This window comes from Formosa sp. S-31, assembly GCF_051172795.1.
Taxonomy (GTDB): domain Bacteria; phylum Bacteroidota; class Bacteroidia; order Flavobacteriales; family Flavobacteriaceae; genus Formosa.
The window spans coordinates 129,851-149,465 of the sequence record NZ_JAENDK010000006.1 but is presented as its reverse complement, the minus strand read 5'-3'; the positions used below and the strand labels follow the sequence as shown (position 1 = coordinate 149,465).

18 protein-coding genes are annotated in these 19,615 nt (G+C 35.1%); 14 read left to right on the top strand and 4 right to left on the bottom strand.

Annotation, left to right across the window (positions count from 1 at the left end; genetic code table 11):
* Nucleotides 1-2 precede the first annotated feature (2 nt).
* Nucleotides 3-1,997, top strand: coding sequence for an NAD-dependent DNA ligase LigA (gene ligA, locus I3217_RS08235; protein WP_435049279.1), 1,995 nt, complete (start codon nucleotides 3-5; stop codon nucleotides 1,995-1,997).
* Nucleotides 1,998-2,097: 100 nt separating this feature from the next.
* Nucleotides 2,098-2,808: a hypothetical protein gene (locus tag I3217_RS08230; RefSeq protein WP_435049278.1), complete on the top strand. Its 711-nt coding sequence runs from the start codon at nucleotides 2,098-2,100 to the stop codon at nucleotides 2,806-2,808.
* A gap of 15 nt (nucleotides 2,809-2,823) precedes the next feature.
* Here I3217_RS08230 and I3217_RS08225 read toward each other — a convergent pair whose 3' ends face one another.
* Together I3217_RS08225 and I3217_RS08220 are read right to left on the bottom strand one after the other, a co-directional pair.
* Nucleotides 2,824-3,738 carry a bifunctional metallophosphatase/5'-nucleotidase gene (locus tag I3217_RS08225; RefSeq protein ID WP_435049277.1) on the bottom strand — a complete coding sequence of 305 codons (915 nt, stop codon included), beginning with the start codon at nucleotides 3,736-3,738 and terminating at the stop codon, nucleotides 2,824-2,826.
* Nucleotides 3,739-3,749: 11 nt separating this feature from the next.
* Entirely contained in the window at nucleotides 3,750-4,508 is a 759-nt protein-coding gene (locus tag I3217_RS08220; RefSeq protein WP_435049276.1) for a 5'-nucleotidase C-terminal domain-containing protein, read from the bottom strand.
* A gap of 71 nt (nucleotides 4,509-4,579) precedes the next feature.
* On the opposite strand from I3217_RS08220, the gene I3217_RS08215 reads away from it, so the two are divergent.
* The 8 genes from I3217_RS08215 (at nucleotide 4,580) to I3217_RS08180 (ending at nucleotide 11,987) form a co-directional block, all read left to right on the top strand.
* On the top strand, nucleotides 4,580-5,095 hold the full coding sequence (locus I3217_RS08215; protein ID WP_435049275.1) for a DUF6913 domain-containing protein: 516 nt from the start codon (nucleotides 4,580-4,582) through the stop codon (nucleotides 5,093-5,095).
* 6 nt (nucleotides 5,096-5,101) lie between these two features.
* Nucleotides 5,102-5,980: a 4-hydroxy-tetrahydrodipicolinate synthase gene (gene dapA, locus I3217_RS08210; RefSeq protein ID WP_435049274.1), complete on the top strand. Its 879-nt coding sequence runs from the start codon at nucleotides 5,102-5,104 to the stop codon at nucleotides 5,978-5,980.
* Between the two features lie 179 nt (nucleotides 5,981-6,159).
* A complete protein-coding gene (locus tag I3217_RS08205) occupies nucleotides 6,160-6,960 on the top strand; it encodes an outer membrane protein assembly factor BamD (RefSeq protein WP_435049273.1) in 801 nt (266 codons plus the stop codon).
* A gap of 4 nt (nucleotides 6,961-6,964) precedes the next feature.
* Nucleotides 6,965-7,291: a DNA-directed RNA polymerase subunit omega gene (locus I3217_RS08200; RefSeq protein WP_435049272.1), complete on the top strand. Its 327-nt coding sequence runs from the start codon at nucleotides 6,965-6,967 to the stop codon at nucleotides 7,289-7,291.
* Between the two features lie 10 nt (nucleotides 7,292-7,301).
* Entirely contained in the window at nucleotides 7,302-8,513 is a 1,212-nt protein-coding gene (gene coaBC, locus I3217_RS08195; RefSeq protein WP_435049271.1) for a bifunctional phosphopantothenoylcysteine decarboxylase/phosphopantothenate--cysteine ligase CoaBC, read from the top strand.
* Nucleotides 8,506-9,393 carry a DUF4835 family protein gene (locus I3217_RS08190; protein ID WP_435049270.1) on the top strand — a complete coding sequence of 296 codons (888 nt, stop codon included), beginning with the start codon at nucleotides 8,506-8,508 and terminating at the stop codon, nucleotides 9,391-9,393. Before coaBC ends, I3217_RS08190 begins: the two co-directional genes overlap by 8 nt.
* Before the next feature lie 58 nt (nucleotides 9,394-9,451).
* A complete protein-coding gene (gene recN / locus I3217_RS08185; RefSeq protein ID WP_435049269.1) occupies nucleotides 9,452-11,104 on the top strand; it encodes a DNA repair protein RecN in 1,653 nt (550 codons plus the stop codon).
* A 58-nt stretch (nucleotides 11,105-11,162) separates the two neighbouring features.
* Nucleotides 11,163-11,987 (top strand): enoyl-ACP reductase FabI, encoded by an 825-nt coding sequence (locus I3217_RS08180; RefSeq protein WP_435049268.1) that lies wholly within the window; start codon nucleotides 11,163-11,165, stop codon nucleotides 11,985-11,987.
* A 144-nt stretch (nucleotides 11,988-12,131) separates the two neighbouring features.
* Here I3217_RS08180 and I3217_RS08175 read toward each other — a convergent pair whose 3' ends face one another.
* Both I3217_RS08175 and I3217_RS08170 read right to left on the bottom strand, forming a co-directional pair.
* Complete coding sequence (locus tag I3217_RS08175) at nucleotides 12,132-13,400, bottom strand: DUF4374 domain-containing protein (protein ID WP_435049267.1); 1,269 nt, start codon at nucleotides 13,398-13,400, stop codon at nucleotides 12,132-12,134.
* 22 nt (nucleotides 13,401-13,422) lie between these two features.
* Nucleotides 13,423-15,768, bottom strand: coding sequence for a TonB-dependent receptor domain-containing protein (locus tag I3217_RS08170; protein ID WP_435049266.1), 2,346 nt, complete (start codon nucleotides 15,766-15,768; stop codon nucleotides 13,423-13,425).
* Nucleotides 15,769-15,846: 78 nt separating this feature from the next.
* Here I3217_RS08170 and I3217_RS08165 point away from each other — a divergent pair, with 78 nt between their 5' ends.
* From I3217_RS08165 to coaE, 4 genes are all read left to right on the top strand, one after another.
* Nucleotides 15,847-16,938: an alpha/beta hydrolase gene (locus I3217_RS08165; protein ID WP_435049265.1), complete on the top strand. Its 1,092-nt coding sequence runs from the start codon at nucleotides 15,847-15,849 to the stop codon at nucleotides 16,936-16,938.
* 83 nt (nucleotides 16,939-17,021) lie between these two features.
* Complete coding sequence (locus I3217_RS08160; protein WP_435049264.1) at nucleotides 17,022-18,029, top strand: glycosyltransferase; 1,008 nt, start codon at nucleotides 17,022-17,024, stop codon at nucleotides 18,027-18,029.
* Nucleotides 18,026-18,991 (top strand): YbbR-like domain-containing protein, encoded by a 966-nt coding sequence (locus tag I3217_RS08155; protein WP_435049263.1) that lies wholly within the window; start codon nucleotides 18,026-18,028, stop codon nucleotides 18,989-18,991. The genes I3217_RS08160 and I3217_RS08155 overlap by 4 nt, the downstream gene beginning before the upstream one ends.
* Nucleotides 18,988-19,575, top strand: coding sequence for a dephospho-CoA kinase (gene coaE, locus I3217_RS08150; protein ID WP_435049262.1), 588 nt, complete (start codon nucleotides 18,988-18,990; stop codon nucleotides 19,573-19,575). The genes I3217_RS08155 and coaE overlap by 4 nt, the downstream gene beginning before the upstream one ends.
* Nucleotides 19,576-19,615: the final 40 nt, after the last annotated feature.

Genomic DNA, 19,615 nt, shown 5'->3' with positions numbered 1-19,615 from the left:
GTATGAATATTGAAGCTCAGATTAAGCAATTGCGTGACGAATTAAACGAATACAATTACAAGTATTATGTTTTAGATGAGAGTGAAATAAGCGATTTTGAATTCGATATGAAGCTGAATACGCTTCAGGAGCTGGAAGCGAAGCATCCGGAGTTTGCCGATCCTAATTCTCCAACTCAGCGTGTAGGTGGTGAGGTAACTAAAAAGTTTAATACAGTAGTGCACGATTATCGTATGTATTCTCTGGATAACTCCTATTCTAAGGAAGATCTTCTGGCCTGGGAACAACGGGTTAAAAAAGCTATAGATGGAGAGGTGTCGTATACCTGTGAATTAAAGTATGATGGGGCTTCAATTAGTCTGACTTACGAAAATGGTCAGCTTGTAAAAGCAGTTACTCGAGGAGATGGTGTTCAGGGAGATGAGGTAACTACAAATATTAAGACTATTAAGTCTGTGCCATTGCAGTTAAAAGGAGAGTATCCTGATAAGTTTGATATCCGTGGGGAGATTATATTGCCTTTCGAAGGATTTAATAAAATGAACGAGGAGCGTATCGAAATCGGTGAAGAGCCTTATAGAAATCCAAGAAATACAGCTTCGGGAAGTTTAAAGCTTCAGGATAGTAGCGAGGTTGCTAAACGTCCGTTAGAATGTTTACTTTATAATATAACTGGTAGAGATTTAAATATTCAGTCGCAGATAGAAGGTTTGCAGAAAGCCAGAAACTGGGGGTTTAAAGTGCCTTCGGCTGCTAAATTAGTACACTCAATAGAAGAGGTTTTTGAGTTTATTGCTTATTGGGATGTAAACAGGCATAATCTGCCGTATGAAACCGATGGAGTTGTTGTAAAGGTTAATAGTTTACAACAACAGGAAGAGTTAGGGTACACGGCGAAGGCGCCGCGTTGGGCTATTGCTTATAAGTTTAAAGCCGAACAGGTGTCAACGCGTCTTAAAGAAATTACCTATCAGGTTGGTCGTACCGGAGCGATTACGCCGGTTGCAAATTTAGAGCCGGTAGAATTGGCGGGAACCACGGTAAAGCGTGCTTCTTTGCATAATGCCGATCAGATTGCTAAGCTGGATATACGTGAAGGTGATGAGGTTTTTGTGGAGAAAGGAGGGGAGATTATACCAAAAATTATTGCGGTGGATTTGTCTCAGCGTCCACAAAATTCGGTTCCAACTCAATATATAACCCATTGCCCTGAATGTCATACCGAATTGGTAAGGCAGGAAGGTGAGGCACAGCATTATTGCCCGAATTATAACGGGTGTAAACCACAGATAATAGGAAGAATTCAACATTATATTTCCCGAAAGGCCATGGATATAGAAGGGCTGGGAGGAGAAACTGTTGCTTTGCTGGTTAACGCGGGCTTAATTAAAAATTATTCCGATTTATATGAGTTGAGTAAAACCGATGTGTTGCCTTTGGAGCGTATGGCCGAGAAAAGTGCAGAGAATCTTATTAATGGTATAGAGCAATCTAAGCAAGTGCCATTCGAACGGGTGTTATATGCTTTGGGAATTCGATATGTAGGAGAAACTGTAGCAAAAAAACTGGTGAAACATTTTAAATTTATAGATGCTATAGCTCAGGCTTCGGAAGATACATTAGTGAATGTAGATGAAATAGGGGTTAAGATAGCAAAAAGTGTCGTGGAGTTTTTTGATTCAGAACCAAACAAACTGATTATAGAACGTTTGAAACATTTTGGAGTGCAACTAGAAGTTTCTGAGGAGGATCTGGCAAATCAATCCGATGTTTTGGCAGGAAACACTTTTGTGGTTTCGGGTGTATTTACTTCTGTGTCCAGAGATGAGTTAAAAAAACTGATAGAAGATAACGGAGGAAAAGTTGGTAGTTCGATTTCTTCTAAAACAAGTTATGTTGTGGCGGGAGATAAAATGGGACCAAGTAAACTAAAAAAAGCAGAACAATTAGGAATTACCCTATTAACAGAGGGGGAATTTCTTGAAATGATAAATTAAGTTTTTAATTTTTGAGAATATTTAAATCTTTGGAAAATTGATAAAACATTTTAATATTTGAACGATTATTAATATTTTAACAATCTAACTAAATATTAAAATGAGGAAGACACAGTTTCTAATGGGATTTATAATTGCGCTTAGCGTCCTGTTTGTGTTTTTAGAAATGAAGTATGACCATTATGCAGCGGCAATGGTTAAGGCTTTAATAGTTCCTAGTATTACGGTTTGGTATTTTGTTAGTATTAACAGACGTAAAACACTTTTTACGTTATTTTTGGTTTTGTTTTCTGTCTCGGAGTTGCTAACATTTGTAGGTCCGTACTTGCCCGTGAATTTTGAGTATTATCTGGGAAATCTTCTGTATTTAATTGCGTATTTATGTTTTGTTCTGGGCTTGTTAAACCGGTTGAATTTAAGATATGTGCTAAAAGAGTTTAAGTTTACCCTGTTGATATTGTTTAGTTTAAACTGTTATTTGCTCTATGTTTTATATTCTATTGTAAGCCTGGATTTAAGTGGAATGTCTATAATGTTTGAGTTTATCTACAATACCGTGGTGTTGTTTGTGCTCACGTTTGCATTTTTAAATTATTTATACAGAGATAACAAAAAAGCGTTGTTGCTTTTTGTAGGAGCAACTTGTTTAGTGTTTTCAGAGCTTATCCAATATGCCTTTTTTTATGTAGCTGAAGTGTCTCTGCTAAATATTTTAGGTTACGCATTCTTTGTGTGTGCCTTCCTCTTTTTCTATGAGTCGGTTGTTATTGGGGTTATGCCCAGGCTAAAAACGGTGCATGTAAAGTCTTGATTACAGACGCTTTTTTTATACAATAATTGATTTTCCGTTTGCAGCTTTGTTTTTATCAGTATCGAAATAGAAATCTATTCTTCCCAGATTAATACCGTAGCATCCTACTTGATTTACAAGCATGTTTTCTCCAATACTATTTTTAACTACTGTAGGTTTTGTTAAAAAAGTATGCGTGTGTCCTCCAATAATAAGATCAATGTCTTTTGTAGCAGCTGCCATTTTTAAATCGCTTGGTTTGTCCGGGTAGCTGTAATTGTATCCTAAATGAGACAAGCAAATGACTAAATCGCATTGTTCCTGTTCTTTTAAGACGCGGCTCATGTCCTGAGCCGTTTCTATTGGGTCACGATAAACCGTTTCTTTGTATAAAGCGGGATCAACTAAACCTTCCAGTTGAATACCAACTCCAAAAACACCTATTTTTATTCCGTCCTTTACAAATACTTTGTAAGGCTTCGTGTGCGTGTCCATTATGGTATTTGAAAAATCGTAATTGGCAATTAAAAACGGAAAGTCTGCATGTGGAAGTTGCGCATATAAACCATCTATACCATTGTCAAAATCATGATTGCCAATAGTGGCCGCATCATATTTTAATTTACTCATGAGTTTAAACTCCAATTCGCCGCCATAAAAATTAAAGTACGGGGTGCCCTGGAAAATATCTCCGGCATCCAGAAGCAATGTGTTAGGGTTTTCTTTTCGGATAGTATCTATTAATGTAGCTCTACGGGCTACACCACCTTTATTAGCATTGGTGCCATCGGTTGGTAAAAACGGATCTATATGGCTGTGGACATCGTTGGTGTGTAGTATGGTAATCTTTTTTGTGGATGAGGCTGTAGCGAAAGAAGATAATCCTAGTCCGCCTAAGGCTAATAATGAAGTAGCTGCTGTTGTCGATTGTAAAAAAGCTCTACGTTTCATGGTTTTTCGTATTAATTGATTTTAATAAATCTGTTGTCTATAACCGGATTTATAGTATCTGCCTTGGTAAAGTAATCTATCATGGCATTCCTTACTTTATAATGTAGGATATAGGCAGAGTCGTTTGGTTTAAAAAACGTCATATGGTCTCCGCCATTGTATAAATAGTCGTTTGTAGCGACATAATATGTCTTTTCCTGATCTATATTTTTGCCATTTATTGAGGCTTCAAGTATGTCTTGATTGCTGTTAATAGCAAGTTTTAATTTAGATATAGGATGGGCTTTTTTCGATTTACTTAAATACCTTGTGGCATCAATAATATTTTTTCCCTTAACAGCAACTACAACAATGTTGTTTTCAAAAGGCATGATTTCGTATGCGGTGCTTAGGGTAATATTACCTTTAGAAATCGGGGCTCTAATGCTTCCGTGGTTCAGAATAACCAAATCTATATCATGTCCGGTTCTACTTTTAAAAACAGGATTGCCTTCTTCGTAAATAATATCTGCAATTAAGTTTCCAATAGCAGTATTGTATTCGCCGTCGTCTTTTGTATAGGTTTGTGGAGAATAGGCTAAAACACTATCTAATTCTTTTTTTAAGTGATCGTGATAAGGCTTAATAAAGTCACTGAGATCCTGGTCGAGTTTCAGAGAATCACTTATTTCTATCTGATTGCCTTCAATTTTAACTAATTTGAATTTATCAGACTTACAACCGAGAAAAGTAAGGGCTAAAAAGCCAAAAATAAGGTGTTTAAAATTCATAATTAAACTTGTAAAATTTAATAAGGTAAGGTTATAGTTTTTGCTACCTTTGCACCAAAGTTTAAAGATAAATGATTTTAAAAGGTTTTAAGGAAAAATCTATTAAAAAGTATTTTAATAAATTGTTAGAAAACCGTGTCTTGACAGATAATTCCAAACCTATTGAAAGTTTGGGGGTTATTCTGGATTATAGCGAAATTTCACAAGTTGAGACCTTAGAAAATTTATCTAAAACCTTAAAAATTAATTCGGTAAAGTTTAAAGTTGTTGCCTTTAATACAGCGAAAGATTATGAGCAAGGTCTTTGTCCGGTATTTTCAGAAGATGATTTTGACTGGAAAGGACAAATAAAAACTGCCGAATTAAAAGCCTTTTTAAATACGCCTTTCGATGCTTTAATAAGCTATTATTTTAAAGACGATTTGCATTTAAAGTTACTTACAGCAATGTCTGAGGCAAAGTTTAAAATTGGTGTTTTACAGGAGGAACCAAAGCTTAACGATCTGATTATAGCAACAGATTCCAAAGCTTTTGAGGTGTTTAAAAGTGAGCTTTTAAAATACCTAAGTATATTAAAACGAATTTAAAAAGAGATGAACAGTAAATTAATGGGTACGGGAGTTGCTCTTGTAACCCCTTTTAAGAACGATCTAAGTGTAGATCATGATGCATTAACAAACATTGTTAATTTTAATATTGAAAATGGTACCAATTATTTAGTTATAATGGGGACTACAGGAGAGAGTGTTACTGTTACTAAGGAAGAAAAACAGGCTATAATTGCTACGGTATCGGCAGCTAATAATGGGCGAGTGCCTATGGTTTTAGGTATTGGTGGTAATAATACAGCACAGGTTGTAGAAGAAATTAAAAACACAGATTTAAGTGCATTTGAAGCTATCCTTTCTGTATCTCCTTATTATAGTAAACCAACTCAAGAAGGCGTTTATCAGCACTTCAAAGCTGTGGCAGAAGCTTGTCCTGTTTCTGTAATTTTATACAATGTGCCAGGAAGAACAGCTTCTAATATGTTACCTGAAACCACGCTTAGGCTAGCTAACGATTTTAAAAATATAGTTGCGGTAAAAGAGGCAGGTAACAATATTGGTCAGTATTTAAAGCTACTTAAAAATAAACCGGAAGACTTTTTAATTATCTCTGGGGATGATGATTTAGCTTTAGGTGTTGTTTTAGCAGGTGGGGCTGGTGTAATTTCTGTAATTGGTCAGGCCATTCCAGCTCAGTTTTCAAAAATGATTCAGTTAGGTTTAGAAGGTAAAGCCAAAGAAGCTTATGCGATTCATTATACTTTAATGGATGTTATCGGATATATATTTGAAGAAAATAATCCGGCGGGAATAAAAGCCGTTTTCGAAGCTTTAGGTTTGTGCAATGCTTCGGTTAGATTGCCATTGGTAGAAGCAACATCCGGATTAAAAGATAAAATTAAAGCGTTTGTAGAAACTCTTTAATTTTTTTAAAACAGGCATGAAAAAAACAGTAAATTCATGCCTGTTTTTTTATGGACTTTTGTAAAAGTTAAAAATTACTTAAACCTAATTATAACCTTATTACAACCATTATTTTAGCATAAAAATATTATTTTTAAAATCAATTAGAATAGCTTATTTTTGCATTCTGTTTAAAAACTATGAGGAAATTTTTATACATACTTACAGCATCTGTTTTATTAAGTTCGTGTAGCGAATATCAAAAGGCCTTAAAATCGGAAGATATTGGTTTGAAATTTAAAATGGGTGAAGACCTTTATAATGAGGGCAAAGCTGCGAAAGCCAACAGATTGTTTTCTCAGATTGTACCGAGTTACAGAGGGAAGCCACAAGCTGAAAAGTTAATGTTTATGTATTCTCAAACCTACTACGAGATGAAAGATTATTACGTAGCAGGTTATCAGTTTGAACGTTTTGCGGATTCTTATCCAAAGAGTGAAAAACTGGAAGAAGCCTCGTTTTTAAGTGCGAAAAGTTACTATATGTTGTCTCCGGTTTACAGTAAAGACCAGACAGAAACCAAGGAGGCTATAGAAAAATTACAGTTGTTTATTAATGCATTCCCTAAATCGCAGTATATTGGAGAAGCGAATGGATATATTAAAGAACTGGACACCAAATTAGAGAAGAAAGCGTTCGAAATCGCAAAGCAATACAATACAATATCAGATTATAAATCTTCTATAAAATCGTTCGACAATTTTATGTTCGAATTTCCGGGCTCTGTATATAGAGAAGACGCTATGTACTACCGGTTAGATGCTGCTTATAAATTGGCAATGAACAGTGTGGAGTACCTAAAGGAAGAACGCCTTGTAGCCGCAGAAGATTATTATAAAACATTTAAAAAAGGTTATGCCGATTCGCAATACACGGCAAGTGTAGACAATATGCATAACGATTTAGTTGAAGAGTTAAAAAATTATAGCACTAAAAGTTAATATAATGGATTTAAAGAAAATCAATGCTCCTGTAAATACAATTACGTATAACAGAAATAAAGTAGATGAACCTACAGGAAATATTTATGAAGCAATTTCAATTATTTCTAGAAGAGCAGACCAGATTAACACCGAAATTAAAAAGGAGTTAATTGAGAAATTAGAAGAGTTTGCTACTTATAACGACAGTTTAGAAGAAATCTTCGAAAATAAAGAGCAAATTGAAGTGTCTAAATTTTACGAAAAATTACCTAAACCACATGCTTTAGCGGTACAAGAGTGGTTAGATAATAAAGTGTATTACAGAAACACAGAGGAAGACGCTCAGTAAAACATATACTATGTCTATATTAAGTGGCAAAAATATACTTCTTGGCATTAGTGCTGGTATTGCTGCTTATAAGACAGCTTCATTAGTAAGGTTATTTATAAAAGCAGGTGCAGACGTAAAAGTAGTTATGACACCTGCTTCTAAAGATTTTATTACCCCCTTAACCTTATCTACGCTTTCAAAACATCCGGTAGAATCTTCATTTTTTAATGAAGATGACGATAATGCAGAATGGAACAGTCATGTAGAACTCGGGCTTTGGGCCGATTTAATGATTGTTGCACCGGCTACAGCGAATACCATGTCTAAAATGGCACATGGTACCTGCGATAATTTATTGTTAGCAACCTACCTTTCTGCTAAATGTCCGGTATATTTTGCTCCGGCAATGGACTTGGATATGTACAAGCATCCATCAACAAAATCCTCTTTTGATATACTACAGGGATTTGGTAATATTATGATTCCGGCAACAAGCGGTGAATTAGCAAGTGGCTTGGTAGGAGAAGGACGTATGGCCGAACCGGAAGATATTGTTGCATTTATAGAACAACATATTTTAGGGCAATTACCTTTATACGGTAAAAAAATAATGATAACTGCCGGGCCAACTTACGAGGCTATAGATCCTGTCCGTTTTATAGGAAATCATTCCAGCGGGAAAATGGGATTTGAAATAGCCAAAGCAGCAGCAAATCTTGGAGCTGAGGTTGTTTTAATATCGGGGCCAACAAACGAAAAGCTTGATCATAGCAGGGTTAAATTAATTCCTGTTATTAGTGCACAGGAAATGTATGATGCCGCACACGCCTATTTTAATCAGGTTGATGTGGCAATCTTGTCGGCAGCTGTTGCCGACTACAGACCCAAAAATGTGGCCAGTCAGAAAATAAAAAAGGCAGGAAGTACGTTAACTCTAGAGTTGGAAAAAACTAAGGATATACTGGCTTCTCTGGGAGATATTAAAACTCATCAGTTTTTAGTAGGGTTTGCCTTAGAGACCAATAACGAACTGGAACATGCCAAAGACAAATTAAAACGTAAACATTTAAATTTAATAGTTTTAAATTCATTAAAAGATAAGGGGGCCGGTTTTAAATCAGATACCAATAAAGTAACGTTTATTGATGAATTTGACAATATTACGTCATGCGATTTAAAACCAAAGGCAGAAGTGGCTCAAGATCTTTTAACCCAAATTATAAATAAACTCCATGCGTAACGTATTTATCGTACTTTTTTTTAGCATCGTTTCTGTAGCCTTCGGTCAGGAACTTAATTGTAATGTTGTGGTTAACGCCCAGCTAACAGGAAATGAAAATGTACAGGTATTTAAGACTTTAGAAAAGCAACTAACAGAGTTTATTAATAATACGCAATGGACTAACCGAGGGTTTAAAATTGACGAGCGTATTAACTGCAGTATGGTTATTACGGTTCAGGATTATTCCAGTGATGTGTTTAAGGCGACGTTGCAGGTACAGTCTTCCAGACCGGTTTATGGCTCGTCTTATAGTACTCCGGTTTATAATTTTAACGATAAGGATTTTACATTCAGATATGTGGAATATCAGAATTTAAACTTTAGTACAACACAATTTCAATCCAATCTTATTTCGGTACTTGCGTTTCATGTCTATATGATTATAGGCTTGGATGCCGATACCTTTGAGCAGAATGGTGGTGATGCGTTTTTAAAACAGGCCCAAACTATTGTAAATTATTCGCAGCAGGAAAGCTATAAAGGCTGGAAACTAGAAGACGGCTTGCAAACCCGATTTATGTTGACAGATAATTTAATGTCTCCTACGTTTAAAGAGTTCAGACAGGTAATGTATCGATATCATCGTAATGGCTTAGACCAGATGAGTGAAGATGTAAAGCGCGGAAAACAACAGATAGAAAGTGCTTTGGACTTGTTTTCAACGATGCATAACCGCCGACCAAATTCTTTTTTGGCACGAGTGTTTTTCGATGCCAAAAGCGATGAAATAGAAGATATATTTTCTGACGGACCAAATGTGAATGTGTCTGAATTAATTGATGTTTTAAATACCGTTGCTCCAACCTATTCCAGTAAATGGAGAAATATCAAGTTTTAGTTTGATTACAAATTAAATCTCAATTATCTTTGGGGTCTTTAATTTAAAGCTTCTTAATTTGCTTACAGCCTTATCTATAAAAAACTATGCCTTAATTGATGATCTTCAGGCGAATTTCAAAGGAGGGTTTACGATTATTACAGGAGAAACCGGAGCAGGAAAATCTATCTTGCTTGGAGCCTTATCCTTAATTTTAGGAAAGCGCGCAGACTTGTCATCCTTAAAAGACGATAGTCAAAAGTGTGTTATAGAAGCTGTATTCGATATTGCCAGATATAATTTAAAATCGGTTTTCGATCAGGAAGATTTAGATTTTGAGGAGCAGACTATTATACGCAGAGAAATTTTACCTTCAGGAAAATCGCGGGCTTTTGTAAACGATACGCCGGTTACTTTAAGTAGCTTGCAAATATTGGGCGAGCGTTTAATAGATATCCATTCACAACATCAAACTTTAAAGATGACTGATGATGAATTTCAGTTTCAGGTTATTGATGCCTTGGCAGGTGTAGAACAGGAATTGTTAGATTATTCAGCCCATTTAAAGTCTTACAAGCAGTTTAAAAAGGAATTAAAAAAACTAAGTGATTTTCAGGCAGAAGCCAATAAAGAGCACGAATATAATTCGTTTTTATTACAGGAACTTATCGAAGCAAAACTGGTTGATGGTGAGTTGGAGTCTTTAGAGGAGGAATATGAAACGCTGGACAATATAGAAGCTATTAAAGAAAAAATTGTAGCATCGCATCAGCTGTTAAACGACGAGCAAATAGGAGCTTTGTCTATTTTGACAGAGGTAAAAGCGAGCTTTAGTAAAATAGCGTCGTTTTCTGCGAATTATAAAGAATTATATAATCGAATAGATAGCAGTTTAATAGAACTTTACGATATTTTTTCAGAAATAGAAGCGTCTGAAGATGCTCTAGAAGCTGATCCAAATCGTTTGGAGCAGGTAAATAATCGTTTGCAATTACTTCAGAATTTATTAAAGAAACATTTAGCTACAGATATTACAGAACTTATTCAAATTCAGAACTCATTAGAGGATAAAGTGAGTGTTACCGAAAATCTGGATAAAAATATTAAGAAACTACAAGACCAGATTGCAGCAGAAACTGCTGTTCTGGATAGCTTAGGAAAGCAAATCCACGAAAAAAGGCAAGCTATTATTCCAGATCTTAAATTACAGCTGGAAGCGTACTTGCAGGAATTGGGTATGCCAAATGCTCAGTTTAATATAACGCTTACATTGGACGAGGGCTATTTTGAAAATGGTAAAGATGTACTTCAATTTCTGTTTTCAGCCAATAAAGGCGGTAGTTTTAAAGCTTTAAATAAAGCGGCTTCTGGAGGTGAATTATCCAGAATAATGCTTGCTATTAAAGCAGTACTGTCTAAATATATGCAATTGCCAACCATAATGTTCGATGAAATAGATACAGGTGTTTCTGGGGAAGTTTCAAACAAAATGGGAGGTATAATGAAGCAAATGAGTAAAAATATGCAGGTCTTTGCTATTACCCATTTACCTCAGGTAGCAGCCAAAGGCGATTCACATTTAAAAGTTTATAAAGAGGATGTAAATCAGATAACAACATCTAATTTAATTGAATTATCCGGAGAAGATCGGGTAGTGGAAATAGCGCAAATGCTGGGCGGATTAGAATTATCAAGTTCTGCTTTAGCACATGCTAAACAATTGTTGAATTAGTAGTATCTTTGCATTCAAATTAATAGCATATAAATCAACTTAATAAAAATTAACCGGAATGTCATATAATTTATTAAAGGGAAAAAAAGGAATTATTTTTGGAGCTTTAGACGAAAACTCTATTGCTTGGAAAACTGCTGAACGTGTTCATGAAGAAGGCGGAGAATTTGTGTTAACTAACGCACCAATTGCTATGCGTATGGGACAAATTAACGAATTGGCAGAAAAAACAGGATCTCAAATTATCCCTGCAGATGCTACTTCTATGGAAGATTTAGCGAATCTAGTAGATAAATCTATGGAGATTTTAGGCGGAAAAATAGATTTTGTATTGCATTCTATTGGTATGTCTGTAAATGTTAGAAAAGGAAGACATTATACCGACTTAAACCATGAGTGGATGGGGAAAGGCTGGGATGTTTCAGCGGTATCTTTTCATAAAGTAATGCAGACTTTATTTCAAAAAGACGCGATGAATGAGTGGGGAAGTATAGTAGCTCTATCTTATATGGCTGCGCAACGTGTATTCCCAGACTATAACGATATGGCCGATAATAAGGCGTATTTAGAAAGTATAGCTCGTAGTTTTGGATATTTCTTCGGGAAAGAAAAAACAGTAAGAGTAAATACTATTTCACAATCGCCAACACCAACAACTGCTGGGCAGGGTGTAAAAGGTTTCGACGGTTTTATTGCTTATGCCGATAAAATGTCGCCTCTTGGTAATGCTACAGCCTTAGATTGTGCGAATTATACAGTAGCTATGTTTAGTGATTTAACAAGACGTGTTACTTTACAAAACCTTTACAATGATGGTGGTTTTAGTAATATGGGAGTTAGTGCAGAGGTTATGGATGCTTTTGTTGCTAACGAAGAGAAATAGGACTTAATTTTTTTATATAGCAAATACCCTCAGAATTTTCTGAGGGTATTTTTTTTGATTAAATATTATTTCAACAATAAAAAAGGCTCCAATACGAAAGTATTGGAGCTCAATTTTGAGTATTATATGAGTGGTAATAAGGGACTATTTCTTGTATTCTAAAATCCCTACAGCTTTAATACCTTCGGCAGTAACTTGTGATGATTGACTAGCTTGTGCTGTTTCTGGGTTGATAATATATAAATAATTTTGGTTACCAGATGTCGTTACAGGAACTACTAATTGTTTGTTGTCTTTGTCTATAAAAGGTGTTTCGATTGAGAAAGGATCGTTTTCTATGCCTTGAGCTGTTGGGAAGCCAGTTACCCAGTTAAAGGTTTGGGTAGCCACATCGATTACAGCAAAACGATCGGCATCTGTTCCAAAAGTCGCATTGCTGTTACTTCCAGGATACATACTTACTACAAAAGTAGTTCCGCCCAAATAATAAGTTCTGAATAAATTATGTCCGCTCGAAGCTTGTGTAATATCAAAGAAATAATCGTTATCAAACTCCCAGTTACCATCGTTTATACGTAAAACCCCGGAAGGAACGGTAACTGCATCTGCATCGGCATAATTGGTTTGTCCGGATGAGAATACATAAAGGTCTCCGTTATCGATAACTTCAAGCCCCGTTTCTCCTTGTGAACGCCATTGTCCTGCAACAAAACCTGTGCGTCCGGTATCTTTAATTACTTGCTTAACAGTGAAATCTGAATTGAAAACAATAATATAAGTGTTATTGTAGTAGTTTGAAGAAAAACTGCTTGAATTAAGAGATCTTGCACCCACGATTAAATGATTCTGATATTCTGCAATATCGGTGTAATAAGCTGTTTCACCTTCTTCTAAAAGATTCATGTTGTCTACTGTGAAGAACTCAGAAGCATCAGTTTCAGGATTAACTTTGTAGAAGTAGCCAAAATGCTTGTCTGTAGATCTCAAACGATCTGAATAGGCTAAAATTAAATGGTCATTAACTTCACCTCGAGTATGAATGGATACTTCCAATGCCAGTTCGTTGCGTTTTACGATGTTTCCAGTTTCATCTAAAATATAAGAAGAGGTTGTGCCGGCATCGGTCTGGTTGTAAAGAAAACCGTAAACAACATCGTCGTTATAAAATGTCCAGGTTCTGTCTCCTGGAGACTGAATGGCTGTTGAAGCTGTAGCATCGTATATTGCAGAAGCAGATATTTCTGAACCTCCAACTAAATAATCGTTATCGCCAGAAGTAGCAGCAACCACATATTTACTGGTAGCTTGTTCACCGGTTTCGCTGTTATTATTATCGTCATCGCTAGAGCAAGCAACCGAAGATATCAGAGTGGATGTGATTAAAGTATTTAAAAATAATTTTCTTGTTTTCATAGTATTTAGAATTTGTATTTATTTAAAGTTTATTAAAATAGTATCGGAATTTAAGTGAGAATCTGCGCCCTGGCTTTTGCAGACTGAAATTGTCATATAATTTAGTGTCGAATATATTTTTACAATCTACAGACATATTGTACTTACCGTTTTTCCAGGAATAGGTTAAAAATATATCGTGGCTGAATTGGGTAGGAACAGATGCTCTGTTCGCTGCTTGATAGGTACTATAATCGTACAGAAATTCATCTACAAATTGTAAGTTGTAGCTTAAGCCAAGTTGACTTTGATTTAACCATAAGTCTTTAATAAAATACGTAGCATCCAGATTAGAGAAAAATGTGGGCTGATTGGGTAAAATGGATTTATAATAGGTGGTACCCTTTGTGAAATTTTGCGGTTTTAAATATGAAACACTAGCTCCAATCTTAAACCTGTCGCTGTATGAATAGCGCAATTCGGCATCAATTCCAGGAGTTTTTACAAGTTCGGTATTGACATAAGAGCCTTCACCTTGAGAATAATTTACATTCAGTCTTATAAAATCTGTTGTTCTGCGATAAAACAAATTTACATCTGTACTAAACACATGGGTTTGCTTAAAAGGATAGTTGAAATTAAATCCTATATTTATGTTCTGACTGGTTTCGGGCCTTAAATCGAAATTAGCTAAATAGAATCCAAACACTTCTCCAAATAATTCATTACTAACCGGTAGTCTGCAGGTTAGCTCGTAATTTGCTTTTAGTTGCCAGTAATGGCCTAAAAAGTAAGTTGCTGTTGTACCATAGCCGTATTTGGTGTCTTTTTTGGTAACTGTTTGGAAATTGTCTATACCGTTTTGGTTTGATAAATCCAGATAAGCAGAAGCTTTATAATGATACATTTTACCAAATATTGAAACACTAAACTTGTCGTTAAGGTCACTATTAAAACTGATACCTAAAATATTTCGGTTATTGGTACGAGGTTCTTCATTCATATAATCGTCTTCAACTACACGTTCATCGCCTTGTCTCGAAAAAAAGTTGCTAACATTATTTATTGTAAACCTGTGGTTTGCAGTAAGGCTATAGTTTAAATTTGCATTAACAGTACCATTATGGTCGTTGTATATATAGTCTGAATACTGAGCTTCCCCAGGAGATTTAGAGTATATCCAATTGCCTAACCAATTGTATTCTTTATCAGATACATCAACATTATGTCCTCCTCCAAAGTTGTAATTGGCAGCAAGGTTAAAGTCTAGGCCACCGGTAAACAAATTCTTTTTGTTATACATAATCGAAGGCATAACAATATTTGAAGTATAGTATTTTTCTCCAAAAGCCAGATTTAAATAAGCAGGGTGCTGAATCTGATCGTATTCTTTACCAAGCGTGAATCCAAATAGAAGTTGATCGGCAAAGGTTTTGTTAACCACTCCTATTTTAGAAATTAGGGTTTCGTTGCGATACATGTCGTGGAAACGTCTTACTCGTTGAGGGGTTTTAGATAATAAGTTAGTTTCAAAATCTTTTATGGTGGCATCGACATAGTAGTCGTTATCTGAATAGTTCTGGAAGGCGGATAGCTGTACTGTAAAACCTGATTTTGAAGTATAACCTGTATTAATAAAGGTTTGATGTGTGTTAAACGAACCAAAGGAGTAAGAGGCATCTATATATCTTCCCGGAGTTTTTTTAGTGACAATATTAATGGCCCCTCCAAGTGCATCCGATCCGAAATTAACAGGAACTACACCTTTATAGACCTCTATACGGTCAGCTAAATTTACAGGTAAATTATTGATTTGAAATGCTGAACTCATCGCGTCCATAGGCATGCCATCTATAAAAAAACGAACATGTCGTCCGCTAAGTCCATTAATAGATACATTAGTTCGGGAGCCCAATCCACCTTCCTGTTGTATTTTTACTCCAGGAGCCTGTTCCAAAACTTTAGTTAAATCTACAGCAGAATTATGAAAAGCTTTGGCGTCAATAGCTACAACGTTAAATCCGGTTTCTTCAACCTGTCTTACACTAGATTTTCCTAAAATAAGGACGTCATTTAAGGCGAATGAAGGGTCTGGTTTTAGGATAATTTGTAAGGAAGCCAAGGACTGATTTTTTACAATTACTTCTCTGTTCTGTTTAATAAAACCAACCATGGTAAAAATTAAAGCATGACTACCGGGTTCTGCTGAAAGTTCAAATTTTCCCTGCTCATTAGTAAAACTGCTTTCTGAAGTTTTTTGGTTGTACACAACTACATTAATAAGGGGAGAACCGGTTTCATCTGTAACGACACCTTGTATTTTGTTTTCTTGTGCAAATACGGTATAAGCTAGTAGAAAAAGTAGTAAAAATTGCAGTCTAAAATACATTATTTTAAATAAGTCTAAATAAAATTAATGCAAATCTATATATTTGTATTCGATTAAAAAAAATAAAAACATAAAAATATGTCTATAAAATCTATAGGGAAAAAACCATTTATTTTTCTCGTGCTATTAATAATTAATGTTACAGTTCATTATGGTCAGGAATCCATTCTAATTGGTGAAAAATATTTTTTAGAATCACAAGTATTAAATGAAAGCCGGGAATTTTGGGTGAGTTTACCTAAGCATTACAACGATACGGTTTATGCTAAAAAAACGTATCCGGTGTGTTATTTTTTTGATGGCGATTCTCATTTTGAAACTTTGGTAGCATTGCGTAACAGATTGTCTGGAGGGGTGTATGCAAATATGCCAGAAATGATTATGGTTGGAATACAGCAAAAAGATCGTACTAAAGAACTAACACCAACAACCATGAAAACTCCGGCAGACTGGAAGCGGGCAGATTTTTCAACCAGTGGAGGCAATGGCGTCTTCATGCATTACATAGAAGATGAGTTAAAACCTCTAATTAATAAGACCTACCGCACAAACGAGTTTTCAATATTAATAGGTCATTCATTTGGAGGTTTGGCTGTAATGAACACCTTTGTGAATCATCCGGAACGATATAATGCTTATATTGCTTTGGATCCAAGCCTATGGTGGGATAATGAAATTGTTTTAAACCAAATGAATCAGAATTTGCAGGATAATAGGTATAAAGGTAAAACACTAATATTGGCCAAAGCAACTGATGCAGGCGCTGGAGTAAAGCATCATAACGCAAATTTAAAGGCTAATGAAAAGCTTTCAGAGTTTTCAGACCAAGCTTCATGGAGGTATCGTTTTTCTGTTTATCAGAACGAAGACCATGGTAGTATGGTTGTCCCCGCCGAATATGATGCTTTACGTTTTGTATTTGAAGGCTATAAGTTGCCGGTAAAACAGTTAATGAAAACACCTGAGTTGATAGAAGGACATTATAAATCGGTGTCTGAAAATTTGGGATATTCAGTTATACCAGAAGAATGGCTATTAGATACTTTGGCAACGGTTTGTTTGCGTCAGGACCTTATTGATCAGGCAAAGGCTCTACTTCTAAAAAACACAGAATACTATCCCGAAAGTGCGCATGCGAAAGCCCGATTAAACACTTTAAACTCAAAATAAAATTAATGGTTTTCGATGTGAAATAGCGAAAAATATACAAACTTATAATCTTTGTATATGCTGTATTTGGTTACATTTGTGCTATGGCATTATACTATTCGTTTATTATTCCGGTATATAATCGTCCCGATGAAACCCAGGAACTTTTAACTAGTTTTGTTAATCTAAATACAAATTTGGAATACGAAATTGTTATTGTAGAAGATGGGTCGGATTTGTCATCTGGACCTATAGTCGATTCGTTTAAAGATCGTTTGAATATCTCGTATTATTACAAGGGAAATTCCGGTCCAGGAGATTCCAGAAATTATGGAATGCAGAACGCCAAAGGCAATTATTTTATTATTCTGGATTCCGATTGTGTTTTACCTTCAAATTATTTGAATGAAGTAGATACCAGTTTAAGTGCCGATTTTGTAGATTGTTTTGGAGGGCCAGATGCAGCCGATCAGTCGTTTACAAATCTACAAAAGGCAATTAATTTTTCCATGACCTCGTTTATCACTACAGGAGGAATACGAGGCAATAAACACCAGATAGGAAAATTTCAGCCTCGCAGTTTTAATATGGGTTTGTCTAAAAGGGCTTTTGAAGCCTCTAAAGGGTTCGGAACCATCCACCCAGGAGAAGATCCGGATTTATCCATTCGCTTGTGGAATCTCGGTTTTAAAACCAAACTGATACCTGAGGCCATAGTTTATCATAAACGCCGGATTTCGTGGTCTAAGTTTTATAAACAGGTCTATAAATTTGGACTGGTGCGTCCTATTTTAAATTTGTGGCATCCGCAAACAGCTAAATTAACCTATTGGTTTCCTTTTTTGTTTTCTATGGGATTTATAGTTTCCATTATAGCAGGTTTTTTTCAGTTTAACTGGTTTTTTATCTGCTATATGTTGTACTTTTTGCTAGCATTCTTGTTAGCTTTGAGTACAAACAGAAATTTAACTGTAGCATTTTTGGCAATTCCAGCAATAATCATTCAGTTTTTTGGATATGGATATGGTTTTATTTCATCGTATTTTACTGTTCACCTAATTAAAAAACAGGCTGAGAAAGCTTATCCTGAATTATTTTTTAAACGGTTATGATAAAGGAGTTAAAATCTAAATTTTTAAAATTCGTAAAAAGTAAAAAGATAAATGTCTTTACCTTGTTTCTTTTGCTATCATTTACCATTTTAATATTAAATAAATTATCCAGAACCATTACCAATACCATTCCGTTTACAGTTAAATTAACGAATCTGCCGGAAACATATGTCATTTTAAACGATAGTAGTCCGAAGTTAAATATTACCTTAAAGACTTATGGCTTCAAGTTTTTAAAATACTATTTGACGAATCCAAAATTGGTTTTGGATTATAATAATCATGACGACTTAAACGATTCAACTTTGGTTTGGAATAAAAGATCGTCTTTTTCAAACATAAGCAGACAGTTTGATAAGGAAGTTGAATTAATAAGTATTTTACCCGATACGATTCGGTTTTATTACGATGTAAACGATACCAGAAAAATCCCAGTTATTTTACAAAAAAATATAACGTTTAGCGCGGGATATGATGTCTTGGATGGTTTTAAAATTACTCCGGACACCATTACTATTATTGGACCTGAGAAATCAGTATCGAGTTTAAAACAGATAAAAACGGTGCCGTTAGAGTTACAGGATGTTCATTTTGATTTAAATCAGTCATTGGATTTGGAGTTTCCGGAAGACAGTGAACTCTTACAGTTCTCCAGTAAAAAAGTGAAGTTAAAAGCTCAGGTAGACAAGTTTACTGAGGGATCGTTTAATATTCCTGTAACTGTAACTAATGTGCCAAAAAATATCACCTTAAAATATTACCCTAAGACGGTTACCGTGTTATATTATACCAGTTTAAAAAACTTTAAAGCCATTTCTGCTAAAGACTTTAAGGTAGAATGCGATTATAATAAACATAAAGAGAATCAATCTTATATGGTTCCTGAAATTGTTAAGGCTCCGGAGAATATCAAAGGGTCTAAAATTAAGCAGCAAAAAATAGAGTTTATCATTTCAGAATGAAAATAGTTGGTTTAACAGGAGGGATTGGAAGTGGAAAAACTACCGTGGCCAAAGCGTTTCACGCCTATGGCATTCCGCTTTATATTTCAGATGTAGAAGCAAAAAAGCTGATGGTTGAATCTCAGGAAATAAAAAACTTACTAACCCAGTTATTCGGACCTGACACCTATTTGAACGGGGAACTTAACAGGCCGTTTATTGCAGATAAAATATTTAATGATGATACTTTACTGCACCAGATGAATGCTATTATTCACCCTAGAGTAGCTCAGCATTTTAAAGATTGGGTAAACAGGCAAGATGCTCCATATGTGATTAAAGAATCGGCTATACTATTTGAGAGTAAAGCTAATATAGGCTGCGATATTATTATTACCGTAACCTTAGACAAAGCCACCAGAATTAAGCGTCTGTTAAAAAGAGACAAAACCACTGTAGAAAAAATAGAGGCAATTATGAAAAAACAATGGCCCGATGTTAAGAGAATTGCTTTATCAGATTATGTTATAGTGAATGATACTTTAGAACATATGAAACTTCAAGTAGCCAAAATTCATAAGACTATCCTTAATAAAATAGGGTAATTAGCAAATTTTAACAAATTTGTTAATGTAAGGTTAAATG

Bases quoted from the DNA above. Each gene is read 5' to 3' on its own strand.
- I3217_RS08225 (WP_435049277.1), bottom strand. From the start codon at position 3,738: ATGAAACGTAGAGCTTTTTTACAATCGACAACAGCAGCTACTTCATTA.
- I3217_RS08160 (WP_435049264.1), top strand. From the start codon at position 17,022: ATGGCATTATACTATTCGTTTATTATTCCGGTATATAATCGTCCCGAT.
- I3217_RS08220 (WP_435049276.1), bottom strand. From the start codon at position 4,508: ATGAATTTTAAACACCTTATTTTTGGCTTTTTAGCCCTTACTTTTCTC.
- I3217_RS08170 (WP_435049266.1), bottom strand. From the start codon at position 15,768: ATGTATTTTAGACTGCAATTTTTACTACTTTTTCTACTAGCTTATACC.
- I3217_RS08230 (WP_435049278.1), top strand. From the start codon at position 2,098: ATGAGGAAGACACAGTTTCTAATGGGATTTATAATTGCGCTTAGCGTC.
- ligA (WP_435049279.1), top strand. From the start codon at position 3: ATGAATATTGAAGCTCAGATTAAGCAATTGCGTGACGAATTAAACGAA.
- I3217_RS08200 (WP_435049272.1), top strand. From the start codon at position 6,965: ATGGATTTAAAGAAAATCAATGCTCCTGTAAATACAATTACGTATAAC.
- I3217_RS08165 (WP_435049265.1), top strand. From the start codon at position 15,847: ATGTCTATAAAATCTATAGGGAAAAAACCATTTATTTTTCTCGTGCTA.
- I3217_RS08190 (WP_435049270.1), top strand. From the start codon at position 8,506: ATGCGTAACGTATTTATCGTACTTTTTTTTAGCATCGTTTCTGTAGCC.
- coaE (WP_435049262.1), top strand. From the start codon at position 18,988: ATGAAAATAGTTGGTTTAACAGGAGGGATTGGAAGTGGAAAAACTACC.
- I3217_RS08215 (WP_435049275.1), top strand. From the start codon at position 4,580: ATGATTTTAAAAGGTTTTAAGGAAAAATCTATTAAAAAGTATTTTAAT.
- I3217_RS08175 (WP_435049267.1), bottom strand. From the start codon at position 13,400: ATGAAAACAAGAAAATTATTTTTAAATACTTTAATCACATCCACTCTG.
- I3217_RS08205 (WP_435049273.1), top strand. From the start codon at position 6,160: ATGAGGAAATTTTTATACATACTTACAGCATCTGTTTTATTAAGTTCG.
- coaBC (WP_435049271.1), top strand. From the start codon at position 7,302: ATGTCTATATTAAGTGGCAAAAATATACTTCTTGGCATTAGTGCTGGT.
- I3217_RS08180 (WP_435049268.1), top strand. From the start codon at position 11,163: ATGTCATATAATTTATTAAAGGGAAAAAAAGGAATTATTTTTGGAGCT.
- dapA (WP_435049274.1), top strand. From the start codon at position 5,102: ATGAACAGTAAATTAATGGGTACGGGAGTTGCTCTTGTAACCCCTTTT.
- I3217_RS08155 (WP_435049263.1), top strand. From the start codon at position 18,026: ATGATAAAGGAGTTAAAATCTAAATTTTTAAAATTCGTAAAAAGTAAA.